Raw genomic sequence first — 22,636 nt, 5'->3', positions numbered from 1 at the left:
AGGAGCCCTCAAGTGACCGAGCTCGCCGCGGTGAAGGCCGCTCTCAAGACCCAGGCAGTCGAGACGCCGTCGTGGGCGTACGGGAACTCCGGAACCCGCTTCAAGGTCTTCGCCCAGCAGGGCGTACCGCGTACTCCGCAGGAGAAGCTGGAGGACGCTGCGCAGGTGCACGCGTTCACCGGGGTGGCCCCGACCGTCGCCCTGCACATCCCCTGGGACAAGGTCGAGGACTACGCCGCACTGGCGAAGCTCGCCGAGGAGCGGGGCGTGAAGCTGGGCGCCATCAACTCCAACACGTTCCAGGACGACGACTACAAGCTGGGCAGCATCTGCCATCCGGACGCCTCGGTGCGGCGGAAGGCTCTCGATCACCTGCTGGAGTGCGTCGACATCATGGACGCGACCGGGTCCCAGGACCTGAAGCTGTGGTTCGCCGACGGCACGAACTATCCCGGTCAGGATGATCTGCGGGCCCGGCAGGACCGACTGTCCGAAGGTCTGTCCGAGGTGTACGACCGTCTGGGCGACGGGCAGCGGATGCTGCTCGAGTACAAGTTCTTCGAGCCGGCCTTCTACTCGACGGACGTGCCGGACTGGGGGACGGCGTACGCGCACTGTCTGAAGCTCGGGCCCAAGGCGCAGGTCGTCGTCGACACCGGGCACCACGCTCCCGGCACCAACATCGAGTTCATCGTCGCCACGCTGCTGCGGGAGGGGAAGCTCGGCGGGTTCGACTTCAACTCGCGGTTCTACGCCGACGACGACCTCATGGTGGGGGCGGCCGATCCGTTCCAGCTGTTCCGGATCATGTACGAGGTCATCCGTGGCGGCGGGTACACGCCCGACGTCGCCTTCATGCTCGACCAGTGCCACAACATCGAGGCGAAGATTCCGGCGATCATCCGGTCCGTCATGAACGTCCAGGAAGCGACCGCCAAGGCGCTCCTGGTCGACCGGGACGCTCTTGCCGTGGCTCAGCGCGAGGGTGATGTTCTGGAGGCGAACGCCGTGCTGATGGACGCGTACAACACCGACGTGCGGCCGCTTCTCGCCGAGGTGCGGGAAGAGATGGGGTTGGACGCCAATCCGATTGCTGCGTACAAGCGGTCCGGGTGGGCCGAGAAGATCGTGGCCGAGCGGGTTGGTGGGGAGCAGGCCGGGTGGGGGGCGTAGGCGTCTGCCGGGTTCTGTCGTATGCGGGGTGCGAGTCCGTTGTGGCTGGTCGCGCAGTTCCCCGCGCCCCTAGGGAAGTCATCTCACCCTCTTTTCAGTAAGGACTGGAAGTTCATGGCAATCCATCCCGAAGCCGCCGCCCTCCTCGCCCGGTCCCACCGGCTCGGCTCCGACGCCCGTAACACCAACTACGCCGGCGGCAACGCGTCCGCCAAGGGCACCGACACCGACCCCGTCACCGGGGGTGACGTCGAGCTGATGTGGGTCAAGGGGTCCGGGGGTGACCTCGGGACGCTCACCGAAGGCGGGCTTGCCGTGCTGCGGCTCGATCGGATGCGGGCGCTCGTCGACGTGTACCCGGGTGTCGGGCGCGAGGACGAGATGGTCGCCGCGTTCGACTACTGCCTGCATGGGAAGGGTGGGGCGGCTCCGTCCATCGACACCGCCATGCACGGACTGGTCGAGGCCGCCCATGTCGATCATCTGCACCCGGACTCCGGTATCGCGCTGGCCTGTGCCGCCGACGGGGAAAAGCTGACCGCCGAGTGTTTCGGCGACACCGTCGCCTGGGTGCCGTGGCGGCGGCCCGGGTTCCAGCTGGGGCTGGACATCGCCGCCATCAAGGCCGCCAACCCGCAGGCGATCGGTGTCGTCCTCGGCGGGCACGGGATCACCGCCTGGGGTGACACCGCCGAGGAGTGCGAGCGGAACTCGCTGCACATCATCCGGACCGCCGAGACGTTCCTGGAGGAGCGCGGCAAGGCCGAGCCCTTCGGGCCCGTCATCGAGGGCTACGGCGCCCTCGCCGAGGCCGACCGGCGGGAGCGGGCCGCTGCCCTCGCGCCGTACGTCCGCGCCGTCGCCTCCCAGGACAAGCCGCAGGTCGGGCACTTCAACGACTCCGAGGCCGTCCTGGAGTTCCTGGCCCGCGCCGAGCACCCCCGGCTCGCCGCGCTCGGAACCTCCTGCCCCGATCACTTCCTGCGGACCAAGGTGCGGCCGCTCGTCCTGGATCTGCCGCCCACGGCTCCGCTGGAGGAGGCCATCGCGCGGCTCGACGTCCTGCACGCCGAGTACCGCGAGGAGTACGCCGCCTACTACCAGCGGAACGCGCTGCCCGACTCCCCCGCCATGCGTGGCGCCGACCCGGCGATCGTGCTCGTCCCGGGTGTCGGCATGTTCTCCTTCGGCAAGGACAAGCAGACCGCCCGGGTCGCGGGTGAGTTCTACGTCAACGCGATCAACGTGATGCGGGGCGCCGAGGCCGTCTCGGCGTACGCGCCCATCGAGGAGTCCGAGAAGTTCCGCATCGAGTACTGGGCCCTCGAGGAGGCCAAGCTCCAGCGGATGCCGAAGCCCAAGCCGCTCGCGACCCGCGTGGCGCTGGTGACCGGCGCCGGCAGCGGTATCGGGAAGGCCATCGCGCAGCGCCTTGTCGCCGAGGGCGCGTGTGTCGTCGTCGCCGACCTCAACGCCGACAACGCCGCCGCGGTCGCCGAGGAGCTCGGCGGGCCCGACAAGGCCGTCGCCGTGACCGTCGACGTCACGTCCGAGGAGCAGATCGCCGAGTCGTTCCGCGCCGCGGTGCTGGCCTTCGGTGGGGTGGACCTCGTCGTGAACAACGCGGGCATCTCCATCTCCAAGCCGCTCCTGGAGACCTCCGCCAAGGACTGGGACCTCCAGCACGACATCATGGCGCGCGGTTCCTTCCTTGTGTCGCGGGAGGCGGCCCGGGTGATGATCGCGCAGAAGCTCGGCGGCGACATCGTCTACATCGCCTCCAAGAACGCCGTCTTCGCCGGGCCCAACAACATCGCCTACTCCGCCACCAAGGCCGACCAGGCCCACCAGGTGCGGCTGCTGGCCGCCGAGCTGGGCGAGCACGGCATCCGCGTCAACGGTGTCAACCCGGACGGTGTGGTGCGCGGGTCCGGGATCTTCGCCGGCGGCTGGGGTGCCAAGCGCGCGGCCGTGTACGGCGTGGAGGAGGAGAAGCTGGGCGAGTTCTACGCGCAGCGGACCATCCTCAAGCGCGAGGTGCTCCCCGAGCACGTGGCGAACGCCGTGTTCGCGCTGGCCGGCGGGGAGCTGACGCACACCACCGGGCTGCACGTCCCGGTCGACGCCGGCGTCGCGGCCGCCTTCCTGCGATGAGCGCGTCCGTGAAGTCGTACGCCGCGGTCGACCTCGGCGCGTCCAGCGGACGTGTCATGGTCGGCCGCGTCGGCCCCGACAGCCTGGAGCTGTCCGAGGCACACCGGTTCGTGAACCGGCCGGTCCGGGTCCCGGAGGGCCTGCGCTGGGACATCCTCTCGCTGTACAGGGGTGTCCTGGACGGGCTGCGGGCCGCCGGTCAGGTCGACTCCGTCGGTATCGACAGCTGGGCCGTGGACTACGGACTGCTGGACGCCGACGGGGCGCTGCTCGGCAACCCGGTGCACTACCGGGACTCCCGCACCGAAGGGGTCGCGCAGAAGGTGTGGGCGACCGTGCCCGCGCCGGAGCTCTACGCGGCGACCGGGCTCCAGTACGCGCCGTTCAACACGCTGTACCAGCTCGTGGCGGACCGACTCGTGGGCGCACAGCGCCTGTTGCTCGTTCCCGACCTGCTCACCTACTGGCTGACCGGCGAGCAGGGCACCGAGCTGACCAACGCCTCGACCACCCAGCTGATCGATCCCCGGACGCGGGCGTGGTCGTACGACATCGCCGAACGGGTCGGGATCGACCTGGAGCTGTTCGCGCCGCTGCGGCAGCCGGGTGATCCGGCCGGGCTGCTGCGGCCCGAGGTTCTGGAGGAGACCGGACTGCGCGGGCCCGTGCCCGTGACGGCCGTCGGATCGCACGACACCGCCTCCGCGGTGGCCGCCGTGCCCGCGTCCGGCGAGCGGTTCGCCTACATCTGCACCGGCACCTGGTCCCTCGCGGGCCTGGAGCTCGACGCTCCGGTGCTGACCGAGGAGAGCCGGGCCGCCAACTTCACCAACGAGCTGGGGCTCGACGGCACGGTCCGGTATCTGCGCAACATCATGGGGCTGTGGCTGCTCCAGGAGTGCGTACGGGCCTGGGGCGACCCGGACCTGGGCGAACTGCTGCTGGACGCGGCCAAGGTGCCGGCGCTGCGGTCGGTGGTGGACGCCGGGGACGCGCTGTTCCTCGCGCCGGGCCGGATGCCGGAGCGGATCGCCGAGGCGTGCCGTGTTTCGGGGCAGCCGGTGCCGGAGTCCCCCGCCGAGGTCACGCGGTGCATCCTCGACTCCCTCGCGCTGGCCCACCACAAGGCCGTGGACGAGGCGCAGCGGCTGGCCGGCCATCCCGTCGACGTCGTGCACGTCGTCGGGGGCGGGACGCGCAACGCCCTGCTGTGCCAGCTGACCGCCGACGCCTGCGGGCTGCCGGTGGTGGCGGGGCCGACCGAGGCGGCCGCGCTCGGCAACGTCCTGGTCCAGGCGCGGGCCCACGGGCTCGTGGGGGACCTCGCGGGCGGGCGCGAGCTGCTCACCCGGACCCAGCCGCTCACGCGGTACGAGCCGCAGGGCGACTCCGCGCGCTGGCGCGAGGCGCAGGCCCGGCTCGCCGGGGACTGACCGGGGTCTCCCCCGGACTTCCACCCCGGACTACGCTTCACTCATCCGATGATCGACCACAAGGAGCCGCGATGCGTGTCGCCCTGTTCCTGACCTGTGTCAATGACACGCTCTATCCGGACACCGGGCGCGCCGTGGTGAAACTGCTGACCAGGCTGGGCGTCGACGTCGACTTTCCGATGTCCCAGACCTGCTGCGGGCAGGCGCACTACAACACCGGCTACCGGCATGAGGCGGAACCGCTGGCCCGGCATTTCTCCGATGTATTCCGGGACTACGAGGCGATCGTGACGCCGTCCGGATCGTGCGGGGCGATGGTGCGGGAGCTGTATCCGCGGATGGGTGAGCGGGCCCGGGCCGAGGGGCGCGGGGAAAGCCTCGCGACCACTCTCGCGCCGGTGGTGCCGAAGACCTACGAGCTGACGGAATTCCTGGTGGATGTGCTGGGGGTGACGGACGTCGGGGCGTACTACCCGCACACGGTGACATACCACCCGACCTGTCACGGACTGCGGAGCCTCGGGCTCGGTGACCGGCCCCGGCGGCTGCTCCAGGCGGTCAAGGGGCTCGAGCTCAAGGAGCTTCCGGGCGCCGACGAGTGCTGCGGCTTCGGTGGCACCTTCGCGCTGAAGAACGCCGATGTCTCGGCGGCGATGGGCGCGGACAAGGTGCGCAACGCCGAGTCGACGGGCGCGGAGGTGCTGTGCGCCGCCGACAACTCGTGCCTCATGCACATCGGGGGCACCATGGGCCGGCTGGAGTCGGGCATGCGGCCGGTGCACATCGCGGAGATCCTGGCGAGCACGGAGGAGGAACCGGCCGCATGAGCGGAACGTTCGTAGGGATGCCGGCCTTCCCGAAGGCCGCGCACGAGGCGGTCAACAACCGGACGCTGCGCGGCAATCTGCGCCACGCCACGCACACGATCCGCGCCAAGCGGGAGAAGGCCGTCGCCGAGGTCTCCGACTGGGCGGAGCTGCGCGAGGCGGGCAAGCAGATCAAGGACCACACGCTGCGTCATCTCGACCGCTATCTGGTGCAGTTGGAGGAGTCGGTCGTGGCGGCGGGCGGTACCGTCCACTGGGCCGCCGACGCCGACGAGGCCAACGAGATCGTGACCAAGCTCGTCAAGATGACCGGTGAGTCGGAGGTCGTCAAGGTCAAGTCGATGGCCACGCAGGAGATCGGGCTCAACGAGGCTCTGGAGGCCGAGGGCATCCGGGCCTACGAGACCGATCTCGCCGAGCTGATCGTGCAGTTGGGCAAGGACCGGCCCTCGCACATCCTCGTACCGGCGATCCACCGCAACCGGGGCGAGATCCGGGACATCTTCGCGCGCGAGATGAGCGAGTGGGGCCGCCCGGCCCCCGAGGGGCTCACCGACACGCCCGCCGAACTCGCCGAGGCCGCACGGCTGCATCTGCGGGAGAAGTTCCTGCGCGCCAAGGTCGGCATCTCCGGCGCCAACTTCATGGTCGCCGACACCGGCACCCTGGTGGTCGTGGAGTCCGAGGGCAACGGCCGGATGTGTCTGACCCTGCCCGAGACGCTGATCTCGGTCGTCGGCATCGAGAAGATCGTGCCGACCTGGCAGGACCTGGAGGTCTTCCTCCAGACGCTCCCCCGCTCCTCGACCGCCGAGCGCATGAACCCGTACACGTCCACGTGGACAGGCACCAGGGACGGCCGCGCCGGGGAAGAGGACGGCCCGCAGAACTTCCATCTGGTGCTGCTCGACAACGGGCGCTCCGACACCCTCGCCGACGAGGTCGGCCGCCAGGCCCTGCGCTGCATCCGCTGCTCGGCGTGCCTGAACGTCTGCCCGGTCTACGAGCGGGCCGGCGGCCACGCCTACGGCTCGGTCTACCCCGGCCCGATCGGCGCGATCCTCAGCCCTCAACTCCGGGGCACGGCAAGCGAGATCGACGCCTCGCTGCCGTATGCGTCGAGTCTCTGCGGGGCCTGCTACGAGGTCTGTCCGGTCGCCATCGACATCCCGGAGGTGCTGGTGCATCTGCGGGAGCGGATCGTGGAGGGCGGTCCGGTGGTCCGCGAGGGCAACAAGGTGGTGCTGAAGCCCGCCAAGGGACACGCGGCCGAGCGGGCGGCGATGCGGGCGGCCCGCTGGGCGTTCGCCCACCCGGGCGCACTGCGCACCGGCCAGCGGCTGGCCTCGCGCACCCGACGTCTGCATCCGCGCAGTCTGCCGGGTCCCGGCAAGGCGTGGAGCGGCACCCGGGATCTGCCTGCCGTGCCCGCGGAACCCTTCCGCGACTGGTGGCAGCGCACCAACGGTGGCAAGGAGGGCGGCAAGTGAGCAGCAGGGAACGGATCCTGGGCCGGGTGCGGCGCGCGCTGGCCGATGTCCCGAGCGAGGACACGCCGATCGAACGCGCGTATCTGCGCGAGCACGGCGACCGAAGCGTCGAGGAGACGGTGGAACTGCTGGCCGAGAACCTCGCGGACTACCGGGCGATCGTGCACCGCTGCACGGCGGCCGACCTGCCGGCGACGCTCGCCGGGATGCTGGCGGCACGGGGGTCGAAGACGGTCCTCGTACCGCCGGGCCTGGAACGGTCATGGCTGGCCGAGGCCGATACCGAGCAGGTTCCGGACCGGGTCGAGAGCACCCCGCACGAACTGGACCGGATCGACAGCGTGGTCACGGCGTGCGCGGTGGCTGTCGCCGAGACCGGCACCATCGTGCTGGACGGGAGCCCGGACCAGGGCCGCCGCCGCATCACCCTCGTCCCGGACCATCACGTCTGTGTCGTACGGGTCCCGGACCAGGTCGTCTCCTCGGTGCCGCAGGCCCTCGAACGCCTCGACCCGGCACGCCCGTTGACATGGATCTCGGGTCCATCGGCCACCAGTGACATCGAACTGGACCGGGTCGAGGGGGTGCACGGTCCGCGCACCCTCGAGGTGGTGCTGGTGGACACTCAGTCGAGCGCGGAGACCAACTCGTAGCGCCCGGACGGAAGTTCGAAGGACGCGGTGCCGTCTTCGAAGCCCAGGTACTTCACTCCCTTGACGCGTGACAGGGGTGTGCGGCTCTCGCGCACGGAGTCGGGGTCGCTCGTGGGGATGCGCAGGGTCGCGGTGCTGTTGGCGGGCACCGCGACCCGGTACCTGAACTCGCCCTCCCGCACCGCCCATTCGCTGACGATCTCGCCGTACGGCGACCGGTGCGAGCCGGAGACCCGGGTGATCCTGCCGGTCGGGTCGAGGTGGGGCCGCAGGGAGAAGTGCTTGAAGCCCGGGTGGGCCGGGTCCTTGGCGATGCCGGCCATGCTTTCGTACATCCACTCCATGATCGCGCCGTAGGAGTAGTGGTTGAACGAGTTCATCTCGACCGGCCCGAAGCCCTCCTCCTTCGCGTACGAGTTCCACCGCTCCCAGACCGTCGTCGCGCCGTTCTTCACCGAGTAGAGCCACGACGGCATCGCGTCCTGGTGCAACACCTTGTACGCCAGCTCCACCTGGCCCTCCGCGGTGAGGACCGGGGCCAGGACGTTCACGCCGAGGAAGCCGACGGAGAGGGTGTTCTCGGCGTGTCCGACACGGCTGCTGTCGGGGTGGGCGGCCTTGTAGGCGGAGTCGTTGCCGATGTTCTGGACCAGGAGCTCGAGGAGGGCGCGCCGCTGGACCTCGGTGTCGTACAGGCCCAGCTTGAGGACCCAGAGCAGCGCGGTCTGGCTGTCGTCCTCGGTCCGGGTGGGACTGCCGCCCGGAGTCCACGGCGGCGGGGAGCCGAGGCTGGAACGCACCGTGAGGCGGCCGCCCTCGGTGCTCAGGTACTTGCTGATGAACGCCCGCTTGATGTGGGAGAAGAGCTCCTCGTAGGCGTGGGCCTCGCCGGTGCGGCCGGTGGCGCGCGCCATCTCCGCCATGAGCCGGGCGCTGTAGCCGTAGTAGACATCGCTGATGAGCTGGGTGCTGGTCACCTGGAAGGCCAGCCAGTCGCCGAAGATCGCGCCCTGGCCGGCGTAGGTGTCCCCGGTGCGCGCGCGGATCCAGTCCATGTAGGCCGTCATCGCGCCCCAGCTGCGGTCGACGAGGGTGGTGTCACCGCTCATCTGCCACACGGTCCAGGGGACGACGACCCCGCAGTCCGCCCAGCCGCTCGCCGGGACCGGCTCGTTGTAGCGGGCCCCGGGCGCGATCCAGGTGAACTGGGCGCCGTCCGCGCCATAGGTGCGCTGGGAGTCGATCAGGATGTCCTGGAAGTGGCTCAGGAAGGCGACCGAATCGGTGCTGTAGAGACCGGTGTGGGAGAAGACCTGGGTGTCGCCGGTCCAGCCGCAGCGTTCGTCGCGTTGCGGGCAGTCGGTGGGCACCCACAAGTAGTTGCCGCGCTGGCCCCAACGGACGTTGCTGATCAGCTGATTGACGTCGGCGTCGTCCGTTTCGACGGTGCCGATGTCGTGGAGGGCGGAGGTGGCGACCCTGCCGGTCAGTTCGGTGAGGGTGACGGTGGCGGTCGTGGTGACGGAGACGTAGCGGAAGCCGTAGAAGGTCAGGGAGTCCTGGTGGGTCTCGCCCTTCGGGTCGCCCTTGAGGATGTACGTGCTGGTGGCTTTGGCGGTACGGAGGTTGGCCCGGTAGACGGAACCCTCCGGGCCGTCCGCGCCCGCGCCGGCGTCGTTGAGCATCTCTCCCGGTGTGAAGGCCACTTCGGCGCCCGCGGGTCCGCGGAGGGTGTAGCGGGGGACGCCGACCAGGTTCTGGCCGAGGTCGATCACGGCGGTGTCGCCGGGGTGCAGGGTGGTGTGGGTGGTGGCGGCCCGGGTGGGATCGGTGACCGTGCGGGCGGGGTCGGGGACGAAATCGCCGCCGCCGGTGCAGACGGTGATCGACCGCGGCCTGCAGTCCCATGCGGGCATCAGCCGGGCCGACTCGCCCGGGTAGGCGATCAGGCGGGACTCGGGGAACCGGGTGGTGAAGTCGTGCTCCTCGACGCCGGACCAGGCGGAGACGTCGAAGCCGTTCGCGGTCCAGCCGGGCAGTTCCCTGCGGGCGTCGTAGGTCTGGCCGTCGTAGATGTCGTCGGCGCGGTAGGGGCCGGTGTCCGTGGACCTCCAGTCGTCGCCGGGCGCGGTCACGAGGGTCTGGTTCGAGCCGTCCTCGTAACGGATCAGGAGTTTGGCCTTGAGGGCGAGGCGGTTGCCGTCCGCGGAGTGGTAGACGCTGTTGTCGGAGATGCGGCCGTTGAACCAGCCGTTGCCCAGTACGGCCGCGAGGGTGACCTGCGGCTTCCCCACCACCAGGCCCGTCACGTCGTAGGTGAAGTAGCTGACGGTGGTGTCGTAGTTGGTCCAGCCCGGGGTGAGGAGTTCGTGGGTGGTGCCGCCGTCCTGGGGCACGGTGACCCGGCGGCCATTGACGTAGGCGTCGTACACGCCGAGCGCGGAGACATAGAGCCGGGCCTCGCGCACCCGGCCGGCTTTCAGGTCCGCCTGCCTTCTCAGGAGCGGCGCGCCCTCGCTGTTCGGCGCCTTGCCCGCCATGCTGATCCACTTCGCGCCGTCCCAGCCGGTCACGCCGTCGGTGCTGAGCAGGCCGGTCTCGAAGCGCGCGGTCGGGGCCTCGGGGAGGCTGCGGCCGTTCTCGTCCCAGACCTGGACCGTCCAGTGGTAGCGGGTCGAGGCGTGCAGCCCGGGGCCCGCGTAGCGCACGGCCACCGAGTCCGCCGAGTCGACCCGGCCACTGTCCCAGACGTCCGCGCGGCCGTCGGCCAGGCGGTCGGGGGTGGACGCGACCAGGAGGCGGTACGCCGTCTGACGCCGGCCACGGACCCGGGACGCGGTGCGCCAGCCGAACCTCGGGCGGGCCGCGTCCACGCCGAGCGGATTGATGCGGTGCTCCACCGTGAGGCCCTCCACGGCGGTACGGTCGGCGGCCGTGTTCGTGCTGTCGACTCCGTCGGTCATGCCTTTGTCCCTTCGGCTGTTCGGAGGTGTATCTACTTCTGCTGCACAGCCGGGGTGACGTCAGCAGTAGACGATCGGACACCCCCGCCGCAGCGAGTGCTGGGCGGCGCGCAGATACAGCGCCACATAGAACGCCGCGTCCAGGTCCTCGCCCCACGGTCCGGGCCGGGCGGCCGCCACCCGCTTCGCCTCGCCGTCCAGGAACCACGTGGTGAGGTCGAGGTTGTCGCAGGCTTCAGGTATCTCGTCGAGGGGCAGGCGCACGGCCTCGGCCAGCCGGCGCGCGAGGTCGAGGATCTGCGGGGCTCCGGCGATCACCGTGGTGTCCGAGTAGGAGGACTCGACGGGCAGTTCGACCTCCACGTCGAGCGACACCGGCACCAACACCGACCAGTCGAGGAGGGCCTCCGGCTCGGAGGGCGCCAGATGCTCACGCGCCAGCCGCAGGAAGCCGTCCATGGACGGCACCAGCTTCTCCTCGAACTGCAGCCCCGACCCACGGACGAACTCAGTGTCTTCGGGCACGGACCCGTACGGCGGCAGCCCCCGGCGGCGCAGTTCCTCGTTCAGCCCCGCGGCGACGGCCCCCCGGCCCTCCTCCTCGTCCGCGTCGAACCACTCCCGCGCAGCCACGCTCACCAGATAGATCCCCATGCCCGGAAACGTACAGCGCCCCACTGACAACCGACCGCCGTCGGCGTTCGAGGGTCACGGCGCGGTCAGCAGGAGCGTCGGCAGGGTGTCCTCCAGGATCCGCTCGCGGGGCAGAGTGAGGCCGAAGTGCCGCTGGACGACCTCCAGGCAGGCCCGGTGCACGGCACGGCGGTCCAGGTCGTCGTCGGGCAGTCCGGCGGCGGTGAGCCGTTCCTGGACGGCGGCGACCACCTCGGGGTCGCCCTCGGGACTGCCCTGAGCCCAGCTGCCGTCGAGGTGCAGGTTGAACGCGCACATCAGGTTCTCGTCGTGGCGGTAGGTGAAACGCGGGGGCACCGGCTTGCCGTTCTCCTCCTCGTACTCCAGGTGGAAGACGTGCAGCCCGCCCCGGTCGACCGGTCGGCCGGCGGAGCCGAACTCGCCCTGCCAGCCCCCGTACTTGATGACGTAGGACCACTCGTCGAGCTCGCCGTGGCGCAGGGCGATGCCCCCGCGGACCTCTCCGTAGAGGCCTTCCAGCAGGTCCTGCACCTGGCGGCCGGTCAACTCCCCGATCAGGCGGGGCCGGTACGGTCCCCGGGCCGTCTCGGCGATCCTTCTCGCCAGCGATTCCGACTCGAGGTCGGGGGCGATCACCACGCTGTAGCCGCCGTGGGCGATGGACTGGGGTTCGGCGAGCCAGGCTGTTCCGTCGGTCATGGCGATCAACCCTGCCGTATCCGCCCGGAGGGTGTCACTGAGTACACCCCGGAAGACGGGTTCTGCGCCCCATGTGCCCCGGCCCGCGGCTCCGTAGCTTCTTGAGTGAGGCACACGGCGTGCCGGACGAAGGGGGACGACGATGTTTCGCTCAGGCTCACGACGCAGGCACGACACGGGACCCGCCGCCGAGGCGCTGCGGCTGGTGAAGGTCACCAGGACCTACGGCACCGACGACAGTGCCGTGACCGCCCTGGACGGGATCACGCTGAGCCTCGGCCGGGGCACCTTCACCGCGGTGATGGGGCCGTCGGGATCCGGCAAGTCCACGCTGCTGCAGTGCGCGGCCGGTCTCGACCGGCCGGACAGCGGGATCGTGCAGGTGGACGGCACGGAGCTGACGGGCGGTGGCGAGGCGGAGCTGACGAGGTTCCGGCGCGGGCGGGTCGGGTTCGTGTTCCAGCAGTACAACCTGCTGGAGACGCTGACGGTCGCGCAGAACACGGTGCTGCCGCTGAAGCTCGCGGGCCGGAAGGTCGACCGGAGGAGGGCGGAGGAGGTCCTCACCTCCGTCGGGCTCGGCGACCGCCTCGGCCATCGTCCCGACCAGCTCTCCGGCGGTCAGAAGCAGCGGGTCGCCATCGCCCGCGCCCTGGTCACGGACCCTCGGGTGATCTTCGCGGACGAGCCGACGGGCGCCCTGGACACCCGTAGTGCGCGGGATGTGCTGCGGCTGCTGCAGGAGGCGGTGCGGGTGCACGGCCGGACCGTGGTGATGGTGACCCACGACCCGGTCGCCGCCTCCTACGCGGGCTCCGTGGTGTTCCTCGCGGACGGCCGGCTCGCGGGCCGGATGGACGCACCGACACCGGACGCGGTGGCCGAGCGCCTCGCGCACCTGGGCGACGACGTGACGGCGGGGGTGTGAGCGATGTTCATGCTGGCGATGCGGTCGATAGGGCAACGGCCCGGACGGTTCCTCGCGACACTGCTGGCCGCCTTCCTGGGCGCGGGGATCATCATGACGTTCAACTCGCTGTACGACACGGCGGGCCGGCCGGGTGTGGACCCGGTGAGCTCGGACACGCTGACCACGTCCGCGAGTGTCGTCGGCGGCTACGGCACCCTCCTGGTGTTCTTCGCCGTGGCCTCGACGCTGACGGTCAACGTCCGCCAGCGCGCGGGTGAGTTGGAGCTGCTGCGCTGCTCGGGGGCGACTCCGGGGCAGATCAGGCGGATGGTCGTGGGTGAGGCCGTGGCCGTCGCCCTGATCGGTGCCGTGCTGGCGATCGGTCCGGCGATGCTCGGCGGACAGGCCCTGCTGGACGCCTTCCAGGACAGTGGGCAGGTCGCCGGTTCGGTCGACCACTCCTTCGGCCCCGTCGCGCTGCTGTCGGGTGTCGACATCACGCTGGTCGCCGCGGCGGGCGCCGCCTTCCTCGCCGTACGGCGGGCCACGCGCGCCCGTCGACGTCGCGGCCGGGCGCGGACGTTCCTCGCGTACGCGGCTCTCGGCATCGGTGCCGCGTCGGCGACCTCCACCTTCGCCTTCTCGGCGACGGACGAGGCACTCATGGCGACACCGGCGTACGGGGCGATCCTGCTGTCAGTGGGGTTCGCACTGCTGGCGCCGCGACTGCTGAAGGGTGTCCTGGACCGGATGCCACTGACCGGCTCGAGCGGCTGGCTGGCCGTGCGGAACCTGCGCCGGCGGGCGGACCACCTGTCCGGGATCCTGATGTCGCTGATCCTGTTCACGGCGGTGTCCGTCGCCACGCTGTACATGCAGGGCGTGGAGAGCGACGCCATGAGGACCTCGGGCGCGGTCAGGACCGTAGACGCGAAGAACCTTCAGACACTGAACCTCACGGTCGTCGGCATCATCGTGGTGTTCGTCTGTGTGATGCTGGTCAACTCGCTGTACGCGGCGACGACTTACCGCCGACGGGAGTTCGGGCAGCAGCGCCTCGCCGGGGCGACCCCGGGGCAGGTGCTGGGCACGGTGGGCGTGGAAGGGCTGGTCCTCACGGCCGTCGGACTGTGCTTCGGCACGGTGGCGGCGCTGGCCGGGATCATTCCGTTCACGGTCGTGCGCTCCGACACGGTGCTGCCCCACCAGGGCCTCGGCATCTGGCTGGCGGTGGCGTCGATCGCGGCGGCCGCGACGATCGGGACGGGCCTGGTCACGGCCCGCAGGGTGCTGCGCACTCCGGCGGTGGAGGCGGTGGGGGTGGCAGCGTGAGGAGCAGCGGTCGGGGGCGTCACTTCGGTGACGCCCCCTTTCCTGCTGCGCCTCTCGCACCACGTGACAGGATGGGTGAACAAGCGCTTAGATAGTTGGCGGACATGAGTTCGCGCGCGCAGGAGGCCCCGTTGCTGTTCACATCCGTCGACGACGTCTCCGCACGCCTCGCCGAGACCGGCTACCTCGCCTCGCCCGCGGTCGCGACCACCGTCTTCCTCGCCGACCGCCTCGGCAAGCCGCTCCTGGTCGAGGGCCCCGCCGGGGTCGGCAAGACGGAGCTGGCCAAGGCGGTGGCCGAGGTCGCGCAGGCCCGGCTGGTCCGGTTGCAGTGCTACGAGGGTGTGGACGAGTCCCGGGCGTTGTACGAGTGGAACCACGCCAAGCAGCTCCTGCGGATCAGCGCGGGGCGCGACGAGACCTGGGACGAGGCGCGCACGGACATCTTCAGCGAGGAGTTCCTGCTCCCCCGGCCCCTGCTCACGGCGATCCGCGGCGACGAGCCCAAGGTGCTGCTGATAGACGAGACCGACAAGGCGGACGTCGAGGTCGAGGGCCTGCTCCTCGAGGTGCTCAGCGACTTCCAGGTCACGGTTCCCGAGCTGGGCACGATCACCGCGTCCCGCCGTCCCTTCGTCGTCCTCACCTCCAACGCCAGCCGCGAACTGTCGGAGGCCCTGCGCCGCCGCTGCCTGTTCCTGCACATCGGGTTCCCCGAGGAGGAGCTGGAGCGGCGGATCGTACGGCTGAGGGTGCCGGGCCTGGACGAGGCGCTGGCGAAGTCCGTGGTCCGGGTCGTGGGGGCGCTCAGGGCCATGGACCTGCGCAAGGTGCCCTCGGTCGCGGAAACCATCGACTGGGCGCGCACACTGCTCGCGCTCGGCGCGGACCACCTCGACGAGACGGTCGTACGGGACAGTCTGGGCGTGCTGCTCAAGCATCAGGACGACATCCTCAAGGCGGGGGCCAAGCTCGACCTGGACGCGGTGTGAGCACCGCCGAGCGGCTCACCTCCCTCGTCGGTGCCCTGCGCGCGCACGGCGTCCGCATCGGGACCGGCGAGACCGTGGACGCGGCCCGGGCGGTCGAGGCGCTGGGCTTCGCGGACCGGGAACGACTGCGGGAGGGCCTGGCGGCGACCCTGCTGCACGGCACGGCCCAACGGCAGGTGTTCGACCCGGTCTTCGACCTGTACTTCCCGCGGGGCGTCGGCGCCCCCGAAGAGACCTCCGGGGACCGGGGCGACCTGCGCGAGCGCCTCGCCAAGGCCCTTGCCGCGAACGACGAGACCCAGATGGCCCGGCTGGCGGCGGAGGCGGTCGACGGGTTCGGCGGATACGGCAACTCCCCCGCGTCGGACGGCTGGTCGTCGTACCAGACCCTCGATCGGCTGCGCCCGCAGACGCTGCTCGCGCGCGTCCGCGACGACGTCCGGGGGCAGCAGGGCATGTCCGGGTTCACGGACCGGCTCCTTGAGGACGAGCTCCGGCGGCGCATCGAGGCGTTCCGCGCGCTGGTGGCGGCGGAGGCCCGGCGGCGGGTCGCCGAGCGGCGGGGCAGGGACGAGATCGCGCGGCGGGCGGTGGCCCCGACGACGGACCGGGTCGACTTCCTGTTCGCCGGGAAGGACCGGCTGGCCGAACTGCGGCGCACGGTGCAGCCGTTGGCCCGCAAGCTCGCCACCCGGCTCGCGGCCCGTCGTCGCCGTGCCGCGCGGGGCAGTATCGATCTACGGCGGACTCTGCGCGGTTCGCTGTCCACGGGCGGGGTGCCGATGAAACCGGTCCTGCGGCGACGCAGGCCGGCCCGGCCCGAACTGGTGCTGCTGTGCGATGTGTCGGGCTCGGTGTCGGGGTTCTCGGACTTCACGATGCTGCTGGTGCAGGCGCTGCACGATCAGTTCAGCAAGGTGCGGGTGTTCGCCTTCGTCAACCGGCTCGACGAGATCACCCGGCTCCTCGAACACGGCGCGGCCGACCCGGAGGGACTCGGCGCCCGCATCCGGGCCGAGGCCACGCTGACGGGGTGGCACGGCAGCAGCGACTACGGCGTGGCGCTCGGCGAGTTCGCGTCGCTGTACGGGGATGCGCTGAGCCCGCGCACGACGGTGTTCGTGCTCGGTGACGCCCGCACCAACATGAGCGACCCGAACCTGCCCGCCGTACGGGAGATCACCGAACGGGCGCGCCGCGTCTACTGGTTGAACCCGGAGGCGCGTGCGCAGTGGGGCACGGGCGACTCGGCCGCGTACGAGTACGCCGAGTCGGTGGAGATGCACGAGTGCCGTAATGTCCGGCAGCTCAGTGCGCTGGTGGGACGACTGCTGCCGATCTGACCCGAGGCCGGCGCCGACGAACTCACCACCATGGCCGCCGGCGCGGACGCCCGGCTCAGGACCGCCGCGTTCCACGCGCCGGGCGACACCTGTGCGCCAGAAGCGGAACAGGTCCCGGACCCACCGACCGGATCCGGACTCCTCGCAGGTTCACCCACACCGCCCGACCGTGGGTGAAGGGGCGGCACCTGTGCGCAGGGGGCGGAGCACCGGTCCGGATGACAGCCACACCCGTCCGCCGCGCGCGGAGCACCTCCCGGGCCCCGCACCGCGACACCCGGTCGGCGATCCCGCCCACGGTCCCGGGGACGCCCGCCGAACTCCTCGCGGGCTCACCCACACCCACCCCTAAACCAGACGTTCCGGGAAACCGAGCCCGACCACGGGGCGCCGGGGCAACACCCGTGCGCCAGGCGGAGCACCTCCCCGCACCGCAACACCCGACCGGCGACCCCCACCCACGGCCCGGACGACCGCCACCGGACCCCTCGCACGGCCGCCCAGACCGTCGCCGCCAAGGACCAGCCGCGCCGGGGAGTCACGCGCGGAGCACTCCGGTCCGGATGACCGCCGGACTCCTCGTCGGCTCGGCCAGACCAACGGCCACGCCATCGCCGCCCAGGACCAGCCGCGTCGGCGACCCGAGCTCGGCAGTCCGGAAGAGGGGCGGGCCGGTATCCGGCCGGTCCGAGCATCCATCGGCGCGGACCGTCCCGTGCACGTCCAGGTCGTTCAGGCCGCCAACTGCGGATACAGCGCGGCGAGATCAGCGGCGAGTCCTGCCTTCACCTGGCGAGTCAGATCGTCGGCGAGCACCTCGTAGGCGCCGGCCTCGATGCCGTCGAGGGCCTGTGCGGCCACGCTCTCGGGGGTGACCTTCGGGGCGTCGATCTTCGCGGTCATGTCCGTGTCGACGTACCCGACATGCAGGCCGGTGACCTCGATGCCGCGTGGCCTCAGGTCCAGGCGCAGGGAGTTGGTCTGCGACCACAGGGCGGCCTTGGACGCGCTGTAGGAACCGGCGACGCCGAGCCACGACAGCACCGAGTGGACGTTCAGGATGTGGCCGCCGCCGTTGCGCTCGATGACCGGGACGAAGGCCCGGGTGACGAGGAGCGGGCCGTAGAAGTTGGTCTCGAACTCGCGGCGGACGTCCTCGACGGGTGCGTCCAGGAAGCCGGCGTTCACGGACGCGCCCGCGTTGTTGATCAGCAGGGTGACGTCCTGGGCCTGTTCGGCGGCGGCCGCGACGGAGGCCGCGTCGCTCACCTCGAGCGCCAGCGGGAAGGCGTCGGGGTGCGTGACGGTCCGCGGGTCGCGGGCGGTGGCGTACACCTTCTTCGCACCGCGCTCGTACAGGGCGGACACCAGGGCCCGGCCGATGCCGCGGCTGCCGCCGGTGACCAGGGCGACGGAACCTTCGATGGTGGTCATGCGAGTCTCCAGGAACATCGAGAAACTGATCGGTTTACCTACGTCAGCAGAGTAGACCGATCGGTTTCCGATGGCAAGGCGAGGCCTCTTCCCTACGCTCCGGAACGACGGAGGGGGTCGCATGAAGGCAGTCGTCCAGGACCGGTACGGCTCGGCGGACACACTGGAGCTGAGGGAGGTCGAGCAGCCGGTGCCGGCCGCCGACGAGGTGCTCGTCCGGGTGCACGCGGCCTCGGTGAACGCCTACGACTGGCACTACCTGCACGGCGACCCGAAGATCGCCCGGCTGTCGTTCGGGCCGCGCGCGCCGAAGGTGCGGATCAGGGGCCGGGACTTCGCCGGCCGCGTCGAGGCGGTCGGTGACCGGGTCAAGGGGCTGCGTCCGGGCGACGAGGTGTACGGCGAGGCGGACGGGACGTTCGCCGAGTTCGTCTGCGCCAAGGACAGTGAGACGGACCTCAAGCCCGCCGGCCTCTCCTTCGAACAGGCGGCCGCGATGCCACTGGCCGCGAACACCGCGCTCATCGGACTGCGGGACGTGGCCGGGCTCCGGGCCGGACAGTCCGTCCTGGTGAACGGCGCGTCGGGTGGCGTGGGCAGCTTCGCCATACAGATCGCGAAGGCGTACGGCACCGAGGTGACCGCTGTGTGCGGCGCGCGCAACGTCGAGCTCGTCGGGTCGCTCGGGGCGGACCAGGTCGTCGACTACACCAGGGAGGACTTCGCCCGCGCCGGACGCCGCTACGACGTCGTACTGGACCTGGTGGGCAATCGTTCCCTGGGCGATCTGCGGCGCGCGACGACTCCCACCGGCACCATCGTCCTGTCCGGCGGCGGTGTCTACGAGGGCGGCAGCGTCCTCGGCCCGATGCGGCTCCTGGTGGGCGGACGCCTGGTCTCTCCCTTTGTACGCCAACGTGTGCTTCAGCTCCTGGCCAGGGCGAGCAAGGAGAACCTCACCGCCCTGCGCGAACTCGCCGAGGCAGGAAAGATCGCCCCGGCCGTCGAGCGGACGTATCCACTCGGCGAGGCGGCCGAGGCCATACGGCATCTGGAGGTGGAGCACGCACGCGCGAAGATCGTCGTCACGGTGTGAGAGGTGACGGTACGGAACGGGTGTACCTCACTTGCCCTTCGCGTAGTCCTTCGCCATGCCGCCCGCGAAGTCGTAGACCACGCACTGCTCGTCGCCGACGACCCAGGCGTCGTGCCCGGGTGCCACCACGAAGATGTCGCCGGGGCCCAATTCGCCCTCGCCGCCTTCGTCCATGACGATGTGCATGCGGCCCTGGACCACATAGCCGTTGTGGTGGACCTCGCAGCTCTTGGTGCCCGCGATGGGCGAAACGGACTCGGACCAGCGCCAACCTGGTTCGAACGTGCCCACGGCGAAGTCCAGTCCGCTCATGTGGACCGCTTCGAGGTGGCCACGCGGGAAATCGCGGCGCTCGTCCGGCTTGTCGAGCGTCTTCACCTCAAACATGACGGCTCTCCCTTCCGGCCGTGTTTAGGTACGGCCGAGGCCGGTCTCCGTCTCCCGCCCTCCTGGACGGCATTGGCGGCGGCCCAGCCCCACCACTCCATCGTCCGCCTGTCCAGTCCGGCCTGCCATTCGAGTGAGGACGCCCGCTCAGGCCCCGCCCGCTCAGACCTCGCTCGCACAGAGCCGCGCGAAGCGCTCCGCGTCGACATTGCCGCCGGAGACGATCACACCGACCCGGTCCGGCAGGCCGCTCACCCGGCCGCTGAGCAGGGCGGCCAGCGGGGTCGCGCCGCTCGGCTCGATGACGATCTTCAGCCGCTCGAAGGCGAACCGCATGGCGTCGCGGATCTCGTCGTCGGAGACCAGCACGATCTCGTCGACCAACCGCCGGTTCACCGAGAAGGTCAACTCGCCGGGCGTGTGCAGGGCCTGTCCGTCGGCGATGGTCTTCGGTACCGGGATGCTGATGCGCCGCCCCGCCTCCAGGGACCGCTTGGTGTCGTCGCCGGCCTCCGGTTCCACACCGACCATGCGGATACCCGGGTGCAGGCCCTTGGCGGCGGTCGCGCTGCCCGCCATCAGACCGCCGCCTCCGACCGGCGTGAGCAGCGCGCCCAACTCGCCTGTCTCCTCCAGGAGTTCGAGGGCTGCCGTGCCCTGTCCCGCCATCACGTGCGGGTGTTCGTACGGCGGGATGAGTGCCAGACCCCGCTCGGCGGCCAGGGCCTCGGCGATGGCCACGCGGTCGCCGGTGTAGCGGTCGTAGGTGACGATCTCGGCGCCGTAGCCCTCGGTGGCCGCCCGCTTGGAGGGTGGGGCGTCCTCGGGCATGACGATCACCGCGGTGGTGCCGAGCTCGCGGGCGGCCAGGGCGACTGCCTGGGCGTGGTTCCCCGAGGAGTAGGCGGCGATGCCCCGGGTCAGTTGCTCCGGGGTCAGCCGGGAGGCCGCGTTGTAGGCGCCGCGGAACTTGAAGGCGCCGACCCGCTGGAAGTTCTCGCACTTGAGGAAGACCTCGGCGCCGACCAGCGTGTCGAGGGTCCGTGAGCGCAGCACCGGTGTGCGGTGCGCGACGCCTTTGAGCCGGGTGGCCGCGTCCTGGACGTCGTCCGGGGTGACCGGCGGGGTGGTGGTCGTCACGAGTGCCCTCCAGTGTTCGCCTGTTTCCGGGACTGGGAGAGGTAGCTGTAGGCGGAGGCGCGCGAGATACCGAGCCGTCCGGCCACCTGCTCGATCGCCCGCCGGACCGCGAACACACCCCGTTCGTCCAGGCTGCGGAACAGGTCCAGGCGCCCGGAGCGGTCGAGCAGCGCCCACGACTGATGCCGGTGCGCGTCGAGCATGACGTCGACGACGGAGTCGATGTCGTCACCGAAGGTGGTGACGGGCGGCTCCTCGGGGGCTGTGCCGGTCCCGGCCAGGGCTCCCAGCAGGGCGTGGACCTCGCTCGCCGCGGTGACGTCGACATTGACGCACAGCGCGCCGAAGACCGCGCCCGAGGAGTCCCGCAGCAGCATCGTCGACGACTTGACCAGCTTGCCGGCATCGGTCCGGGTGACGTAGTTCAGCTCGTCGGCCGCCTCGTCGCCACGGGCGACCATCCGCAGGCCGATCTCGCTCATCGCCCCGCCGACTCTGCGCCCGGTCACCGAACCGGCGATGGCCACCACCGAGTTCTCCGGCCTGCGGTAGTCGTGCAACACCACCTCGCACACCGGCCCGAAGGTCGCCGCGATCCCGTCGACGACCGATGTGAGCGCGGCGATGATCGCGTCCCGCTCGACCTCCATCGCGTCCTCCCACCTCCGACAGTCCATCTAGACTAACAGTCCAGACACTGGACCAACAGTCCAATTCCGAACGCCCCTCCCTGTTTCTTCGGGGATCTTGACGGTCGCCATGTTACCGGTAACATCAACGTCCATGTCCTCCACACTGGCGCCCCCGCGCACTCCGGTCTTCAGCCCGGCCGCCGTGGTCGCCTCCTGCGTCGGGTTCGTGCTCATCGGCGCGCTCCAGGCGCTGTACGGCCCGGCGATCCCCGCGCTCCGCGAGGAGTTCGGGTTGTCTCCGTCGGGAGCCGGACTCGGTCTCAGCGCCCATTTCGTCGGCGGGGTCGCCGGGGTCCTGCTGTTCGACCGGCTCTTCGGCCGGATCGGCAATCGGAGGATCCTGGGCGCCTCGTACCTGCTGATGGCCGTCGGTGCGGCGGGCTTCGCGCTCGCGCCGAACTGGCCCACCGCCCTGACCGCCGCACTGCTCGCCGGTCTCGGCTTCGGTGGCATCGACTACGGCCTGAACCAGCTGTTCGCGGTCGGCTTCGGCCACCGTTCCACCGCGATGCTGAATATTCTCAACGCGCACTTCGGCGTGGGCGCGATCCTGGGTCCGGCGCTGATCGGTGTGGTGGGTGCCGGACACTATCCGGCGGTCTTCCTCGGCTTCGCGCTCGCCAACCTGCCCTTGCTGCTGTGCCTGAAGGGCGTACGGGACGGGGCGCCCCAGCCGTCCGGCACGGCTCCCGACTCCCCCGGCGCTCTCGGCCGCAGCCTGGCCTCCGTGCTCTCCGTGTTCGTCGCCCTCTACGTCCTGCACGTAGGCATCGAGGCGGGCGTCGGCGGCTGGGAACCCACCCATCTGCAGACCGTGGGATACGGCGCCGGAGTGGCCGCGACCGCCACCTCCGTCTACTGGCTGATGATGACGGTGGGCCGCTTCCTGGTCGCCCCGATCGCGCTGCGGTACTCGGCACAGGCCATCATCACCGTGTCCTGCACGGGTATGACGGTCTGTCTTCTGCTGGCGTCCGTACGGGAGTTGGCGCCGTACGCGTATGCCGGTGTCGGTCTGTTCATCGCGCCGATCTTCCCCACCGGTCTGCCCTGGCTGCACCGGGCCGCCCCCGGCGCCCGACGCGCCGGCGCGCTGGTCATCGCCGCCTCGATGATCGGCGGTGTGGCGGCCGGCCCGGCGCTGGGCAAGGCCATCGAATGGTCCGGGATCCGGGCCGTTCCGCTCCTGCTGAGCGGTGTCTCCGCGGTGTGTCTCGCCGCCACGCTCTGGCTCATCCGCAGTACCCGGACTCGCTGAACTCCC

Annotated in this window: 19 protein-coding genes; 12 read left to right on the top strand and 7 right to left on the bottom strand. The window is 70.8% G+C overall.

Translation table 11 applies throughout. From position 1 onward, the window contains the following. Positions 1-12: 12 nt before the first annotated feature. From rhaI to RNB18_RS00250, 6 genes are all read left to right on the top strand, one after another. On the top strand, positions 13-1,173 hold the full coding sequence (rhaI, locus tag RNB18_RS00275; protein WP_311712077.1) for an L-rhamnose isomerase: 1,161 nt from the start codon (positions 13-15) through the stop codon (positions 1,171-1,173). Between the two features lie 114 nt (positions 1,174-1,287). Next, positions 1,288-3,327, top strand: a complete 2,040-nt coding sequence (locus RNB18_RS00270; RefSeq protein WP_311712076.1) for a bifunctional aldolase/short-chain dehydrogenase — start codon at positions 1,288-1,290, stop codon at positions 3,325-3,327. Beyond that, positions 3,324-4,760, top strand: coding sequence for a rhamnulokinase (locus RNB18_RS00265; RefSeq protein ID WP_311712075.1), 1,437 nt, complete (start codon positions 3,324-3,326; stop codon positions 4,758-4,760). Before RNB18_RS00270 ends, RNB18_RS00265 begins: the two co-directional genes overlap by 4 nt. 71 nt (positions 4,761-4,831) lie before the next feature. Then, positions 4,832-5,587, top strand: a complete 756-nt coding sequence (locus tag RNB18_RS00260; protein WP_311712074.1) for a (Fe-S)-binding protein — start codon at positions 4,832-4,834, stop codon at positions 5,585-5,587. Then, on the top strand, positions 5,584-7,077 hold the full coding sequence (locus tag RNB18_RS00255) for a LutB/LldF family L-lactate oxidation iron-sulfur protein (RefSeq protein ID WP_311712073.1): 1,494 nt from the start codon (positions 5,584-5,586) through the stop codon (positions 7,075-7,077). Before RNB18_RS00260 ends, RNB18_RS00255 begins: the two co-directional genes overlap by 4 nt. Further along, a complete protein-coding gene (locus tag RNB18_RS00250; RefSeq protein ID WP_311712072.1) occupies positions 7,074-7,730 on the top strand; it encodes a LutC/YkgG family protein in 657 nt (218 codons plus the stop codon). The genes RNB18_RS00255 and RNB18_RS00250 overlap by 4 nt, the downstream gene beginning before the upstream one ends. On the opposite strand, the gene RNB18_RS00245 is transcribed toward RNB18_RS00250, so the two are convergent. Genes RNB18_RS00245 through RNB18_RS00235 form a run of 3 tightly spaced genes read right to left on the bottom strand, consistent with a single transcriptional unit; the run spans position 7,703 to position 12,046 of the window. After that, on the bottom strand, positions 7,703-10,693 hold the full coding sequence (locus RNB18_RS00245) for a family 78 glycoside hydrolase catalytic domain (protein WP_311712071.1): 2,991 nt from the start codon (positions 10,691-10,693) through the stop codon (positions 7,703-7,705). The two genes, RNB18_RS00250 and RNB18_RS00245, sit on opposite strands and share 28 nt — an antisense overlap. Positions 10,694-10,753: 60 nt before the next feature. Further along, a complete protein-coding gene (locus tag RNB18_RS00240; protein WP_311712070.1) occupies positions 10,754-11,347 on the bottom strand; it encodes a hypothetical protein in 594 nt (197 codons plus the stop codon). Between the two features lie 54 nt (positions 11,348-11,401). Further along, on the bottom strand, positions 11,402-12,046 hold the full coding sequence (locus tag RNB18_RS00235) for a hypothetical protein (protein ID WP_311712069.1): 645 nt from the start codon (positions 12,044-12,046) through the stop codon (positions 11,402-11,404). 142 nt (positions 12,047-12,188) lie between these two features. Between RNB18_RS00235 and RNB18_RS00230 the strand changes: the two genes are divergently transcribed. From RNB18_RS00230 to RNB18_RS00215, 4 genes are all read left to right on the top strand, one after another. Further along, positions 12,189-12,974: an ABC transporter ATP-binding protein gene (locus RNB18_RS00230; RefSeq protein ID WP_311712068.1), complete on the top strand. Its 786-nt coding sequence runs from the start codon at positions 12,189-12,191 to the stop codon at positions 12,972-12,974. Positions 12,975-12,977: 3 nt separating this feature from the next. Further along, complete coding sequence (locus RNB18_RS00225) at positions 12,978-14,288, top strand: FtsX-like permease family protein (RefSeq protein WP_311712067.1); 1,311 nt, start codon at positions 12,978-12,980, stop codon at positions 14,286-14,288. Positions 14,289-14,422: 134 nt separating this feature from the next. Continuing rightward, entirely contained in the window at positions 14,423-15,280 is an 858-nt protein-coding gene (locus tag RNB18_RS00220) for an AAA family ATPase (protein ID WP_311712980.1), read from the top strand. Beyond that, on the top strand, positions 15,277-16,623 hold the full coding sequence (locus tag RNB18_RS00215) for a vWA domain-containing protein (RefSeq protein WP_311712066.1): 1,347 nt from the start codon (positions 15,277-15,279) through the stop codon (positions 16,621-16,623). Before RNB18_RS00220 ends, RNB18_RS00215 begins: the two co-directional genes overlap by 4 nt. Positions 16,624-17,355: 732 nt before the next feature. Here the strand turns inward: RNB18_RS00215 and RNB18_RS00210 are convergent. Beyond that, complete coding sequence (locus RNB18_RS00210; protein WP_311712065.1) at positions 17,356-18,057, bottom strand: SDR family oxidoreductase; 702 nt, start codon at positions 18,055-18,057, stop codon at positions 17,356-17,358. A 121-nt stretch (positions 18,058-18,178) separates the two neighbouring features. Here RNB18_RS00210 and RNB18_RS00205 point away from each other — a divergent pair, with 121 nt between their 5' ends. After that, entirely contained in the window at positions 18,179-19,153 is a 975-nt protein-coding gene (locus RNB18_RS00205) for an NAD(P)-dependent alcohol dehydrogenase (RefSeq protein WP_311712064.1), read from the top strand. 27 nt (positions 19,154-19,180) lie between these two features. On the opposite strand, the gene RNB18_RS00200 is transcribed toward RNB18_RS00205, so the two are convergent. The 3 genes from RNB18_RS00200 to RNB18_RS00190 form a co-directional block, all read right to left on the bottom strand. After that, positions 19,181-19,540: a cupin domain-containing protein gene (locus RNB18_RS00200; RefSeq protein WP_311712063.1), complete on the bottom strand. Its 360-nt coding sequence runs from the start codon at positions 19,538-19,540 to the stop codon at positions 19,181-19,183. 162 nt (positions 19,541-19,702) lie between these two features. Further along, positions 19,703-20,680, bottom strand: coding sequence for a threo-3-hydroxy-L-aspartate ammonia-lyase (locus RNB18_RS00195; RefSeq protein WP_311712062.1), 978 nt, complete (start codon positions 20,678-20,680; stop codon positions 19,703-19,705). Then, positions 20,677-21,357, bottom strand: coding sequence for a helix-turn-helix transcriptional regulator (locus RNB18_RS00190; protein WP_311712061.1), 681 nt, complete (start codon positions 21,355-21,357; stop codon positions 20,677-20,679). The genes RNB18_RS00195 and RNB18_RS00190 overlap by 4 nt, the downstream gene beginning before the upstream one ends. Before the next feature lie 106 nt (positions 21,358-21,463). Here RNB18_RS00190 and RNB18_RS00185 point away from each other — a divergent pair, with 106 nt between their 5' ends. Next, a complete protein-coding gene (locus RNB18_RS00185) occupies positions 21,464-22,630 on the top strand; it encodes an MFS transporter (RefSeq protein WP_311712060.1) in 1,167 nt (388 codons plus the stop codon). Positions 22,631-22,636 lie beyond the last annotated feature (6 nt).

This window comes from Streptomyces doebereineriae (assembly GCF_031845645.1).
Lineage (GTDB): Bacteria > Actinomycetota > Actinomycetes > Streptomycetales > Streptomycetaceae > Streptomyces > Streptomyces canus.
This window is presented reverse-complemented; position numbering and strand designations above follow the sequence as displayed.

What these genes read in the sequence shown, in the direction of transcription:
- RNB18_RS00225 (WP_311712067.1), top strand. Translation starts at nt 12,978, where the DNA reads ATGTTCATGCTGGCGATGCGGTCGATAGGGCAACGGCCCGGACGGTTC.
- RNB18_RS00260 (WP_311712074.1), top strand. Translation starts at nt 4,832, where the DNA reads ATGCGTGTCGCCCTGTTCCTGACCTGTGTCAATGACACGCTCTATCCG.
- RNB18_RS00235 (WP_311712069.1), bottom strand. Translation starts at nt 12,046, where the DNA reads ATGACCGACGGAACAGCCTGGCTCGCCGAACCCCAGTCCATCGCCCAC.
- RNB18_RS00240 (WP_311712070.1), bottom strand. Translation starts at nt 11,347, where the DNA reads ATGGGGATCTATCTGGTGAGCGTGGCTGCGCGGGAGTGGTTCGACGCG.
- RNB18_RS00230 (WP_311712068.1), top strand. Translation starts at nt 12,189, where the DNA reads ATGTTTCGCTCAGGCTCACGACGCAGGCACGACACGGGACCCGCCGCC.
- RNB18_RS00200 (WP_311712063.1), bottom strand. Translation starts at nt 19,540, where the DNA reads ATGTTTGAGGTGAAGACGCTCGACAAGCCGGACGAGCGCCGCGATTTC.
- RNB18_RS00210 (WP_311712065.1), bottom strand. Translation starts at nt 18,057, where the DNA reads ATGACCACCATCGAAGGTTCCGTCGCCCTGGTCACCGGCGGCAGCCGC.
- RNB18_RS00270 (WP_311712076.1), top strand. Translation starts at nt 1,288, where the DNA reads ATGGCAATCCATCCCGAAGCCGCCGCCCTCCTCGCCCGGTCCCACCGG.
- RNB18_RS00205 (WP_311712064.1), top strand. Translation starts at nt 18,179, where the DNA reads ATGAAGGCAGTCGTCCAGGACCGGTACGGCTCGGCGGACACACTGGAG.
- RNB18_RS00185 (WP_311712060.1), top strand. Translation starts at nt 21,464, where the DNA reads ATGTCCTCCACACTGGCGCCCCCGCGCACTCCGGTCTTCAGCCCGGCC.
- RNB18_RS00265 (WP_311712075.1), top strand. Translation starts at nt 3,324, where the DNA reads ATGAGCGCGTCCGTGAAGTCGTACGCCGCGGTCGACCTCGGCGCGTCC.
- RNB18_RS00190 (WP_311712061.1), bottom strand. Translation starts at nt 21,357, where the DNA reads ATGGACTGTCGGAGGTGGGAGGACGCGATGGAGGTCGAGCGGGACGCG.
- RNB18_RS00255 (WP_311712073.1), top strand. Translation starts at nt 5,584, where the DNA reads ATGAGCGGAACGTTCGTAGGGATGCCGGCCTTCCCGAAGGCCGCGCAC.
- RNB18_RS00245 (WP_311712071.1), bottom strand. Translation starts at nt 10,693, where the DNA reads ATGACCGACGGAGTCGACAGCACGAACACGGCCGCCGACCGTACCGCC.